Source organism: Variovorax sp. P4_D9 (assembly GCF_056401695.1).
Genome location: NZ_JBFUIU010001034.1, coordinates 1 through 2,726, shown reverse-complemented (window position 1 = coordinate 2,726; position 2,726 = coordinate 1). Strand labels below are relative to the sequence as shown.

Sequence of the window (2,726 nt, the reverse complement as noted above, 5' to 3'; positions counted from 1 at the left end):
CACGGCTTGCGCAAAGCGTGCTTCGTCGATTGCGGATCTTTCGCTCATGGGCACTTCCTCCGGTGAAAAGGGTTGGTGCATACCGCGATGGGCGGGATAACGCCGCCATCAGCAGCCGTGTGCGCACCGAAACGACGTGCTGATGCGCGACTGTACGCCTTCGCAGCCCTGAAGCGACGCGTGCACCACAGCCGCTGGCGTGGCCGTTCGACTTATTGGATGTTGACGACCAATCCAGTCCGGCACATTCCGGGGGCTCAGAGCACGTGACCTGCATTTTTCTGACAAATGCGCCACGGTCTGAACCATGGACCACACCGACTGCGAAATGGCGCGGAACTCCCTATGCGGGGGCCGATCAAATGCGATGCGGGAGGAAGGGGCGAACCCCTTGGAGCAAAGCTCCCGTGGCGGGATGAGCCACTGAGTCCACCGTTGAAACCCGCTCTTGTGGCGGGTTTCTTCATAAGTCGCCAACATTGCATCGAGTTCGCGTAGTGGTTGGGAGCATCCCGCTGGCAACGAGCCGCCTATGGTTGTCATCCGAAGGCTTCGGCAACCAAGTGGCCCGCAATGCCGCAATCCTGATGTGCGCAACTACTTGTCCCGACGATCGCTTGGGCAAAGCGTCATATGGACCTCCTTAACGGGTCGCCGGCGAGCACGGCGAGACGTTCGTCCAGTTGCTGGTCGCCAGGTTCGTCCAGGTACACGTCGGTCGCGAGGTAGTAGCGCGTCGTGTCGCGCTTCACCACGCATCGCACTCCTCCATCCAAGTGGTGCAGCACCCGGCTCAACAACGGCGCTATCACTCCCGTGAACCGACGTTACACCCGGTGGAAGGACTGTCGTATCGGCTAGGCTGTCGGACCCGCCATGGGAGGAGAATCAGGTCATCGGTATCGGCAAGCGAACCGGCGATAGTCAGCGATGGTGGCACGTCGGTTGCGTGCGAACAGAGAAGCAACAGGAGCGAGCATGCAGATCCACATTGGTTTCGAGATGGCGTATCAGTTCCCACAGCCGACGCCGATGATCCTGACATTGAGCGTTCACTATTCGCGTGCGTCCGATCTGGTGCGGCCTGATTATCTCGTCACGAGTCCCTCGGTGCCCATCACCGCATACCGCGATCTGTTCGGCAACTGGTGCAGTCGCATCGTCGCGCCGCAGGGCCGCTTCATCCTCAGCACTGATGCGCTGGTCAACGACACCGGCGCGCCTGATGTCGTTGCTCCTTGGGCCACGCAGACGCCGATCGAACACCTCCCGGAATCGACGCTGGTCTATCTCATCGGCAGCCGTTATTGCGAGACCGATCAGCTCTCCGAGATTGCGTGGCAGCGATTCGGCTCAAGCCCGACCGGTTGGGCGCGCGTGCAGGCAATCTGCGATTTCGTACACCGACACATCGAGTTCGGCTACCAGCACGCGCGTCGAACGCGCACCGCTTTGGACGCCTATAACGAAGGCCACGGCGTTTGCCGTGACTACGCTCACCTTGCGATCGCGTTCTGCCGCTGCATGAACATACCGGCGCGCTATTGCACCGGCTATCTTGGCGATGTTGGCACTGAGCCACCATACGGGACAATGGACTTCGCGGGCTGGTTCGAGGCGTATCTTGGCGACCGCTGGTACACCTTCGACGCGCGCAACAACACACCGCGTATCGGCCGCGTGCTGATTGCACGCGGGCGTGATGCCTGCGATGTCGCGCTATCCACCACGTTCGGCCCGAACACGCTCGAGGGCTTCAAGGTCTGGGCCGACGAAGTCACGGCGGGCCCGACTGTTGACGCCCACGCGAAATCGGATCCACGGTCGACCAATCCTTCATTGGGCGCGAACTGACCCGCGCTTCATCTGCATCATCGCGAAATGGGACGTGCGCTGCAGCATCCAGCCGTCGTCGCCCGGCCAGATCTGCGATCGCGCGTTGCTGCTCGCGGCAAGACCCTGCATCAGCAACACTACCCGGTTCAAGGTCCGTGTGCAGTCTCGATCGAAACAGACGGCGTTCAGGCGGTGTGGGCGCGGTCCAGTCCGTCGCTCCAGACCACAGCGCGGGCTGCGCGGCAGCTCTGCAGCGGTTACTGTCTTTCCCCCGCCGCACGGCGATCTCGCGCTGTGAGGCCGATTTCTGTCACTCAGGTGCGAAGGAGATCTCAGCATCGACGACCGTCTCAAGGGGTTCCGGACATTCGCGATCACTCTTCATAGCGGACGTTCGCGCTACGGCCGATCACGACCCCCTCAGACCGACCGTTGCCGTCCGTCGGATCCACCGGAACAGGCCTGGCTCATGGCTTTGTGCTCGGGTGTTCGTTCCGAAACGCTGCCTCTCCGGCGTCCGACACCTCGACCCACTTCTTGTCGGGCGCTGCGTCTGCGACGTAGTTGTCGTGCCAGTTCCACCACTTGTAGGTCGGAGTCTGAGGATAGCCCTCGGGCGAGTCTTCCCAGACCTCCTGCCGGCCCAGCGGCGTGATGTCGAGGTAGTTCCAGGTGCCCCCCATCTGCTCGTCGCCGCGGTTGTTGATGAAGTAGGTGCGGAACACGCGGTCGCCGTCGCGGTAGAACACGTTCGTGCCGTGCCACTCGTCCACGCCGAAGTCGGCGTCGAAGCTGTCTGTGAGGGTAAACCACGGCATCTCCCAGCCCATCCGCGTCTTCAGCCGCGCGATGTCGGGCTGAGGCGCACGCGAGACGAAGACAAGGGAGGG

3 protein-coding genes are annotated in these 2,726 nt (G+C 62.2%); 1 reads left to right on the top strand and 2 read right to left on the bottom strand.

Going from position 1 to position 2,726, the window contains the following annotated elements; all coding sequences use genetic code 11:
- Positions 1-629 precede the first annotated feature (629 nt).
- The gene (locus tag AC1DY5_RS50470) at positions 630-755 is read right to left on the bottom strand and encodes a hypothetical protein (RefSeq protein ID WP_478121822.1); all 126 of its coding nucleotides are present in this window, start codon (positions 753-755) and stop codon (positions 630-632) included.
- A 223-nt stretch (positions 756-978) separates the two neighbouring features.
- Between AC1DY5_RS50470 and AC1DY5_RS50465 the strand changes: the two genes are divergently transcribed.
- Entirely contained in the window at positions 979-1,854 is an 876-nt protein-coding gene (locus tag AC1DY5_RS50465) for a transglutaminase-like domain-containing protein (protein WP_478121821.1), read from the top strand.
- 449 nt (positions 1,855-2,303) lie between these two features.
- Here the strand turns inward: AC1DY5_RS50465 and AC1DY5_RS50460 are convergent.
- Positions 2,304-2,726: DUF899 family protein (locus AC1DY5_RS50460; RefSeq protein ID WP_478121820.1), on the bottom strand; the 423-nt coding region annotated here is incomplete at its 5' end.

What these genes read in the sequence shown, in the direction of transcription:
- AC1DY5_RS50465 (WP_478121821.1), top strand. Translation starts at nt 979, where the DNA reads ATGCAGATCCACATTGGTTTCGAGATGGCGTATCAGTTCCCACAGCCG.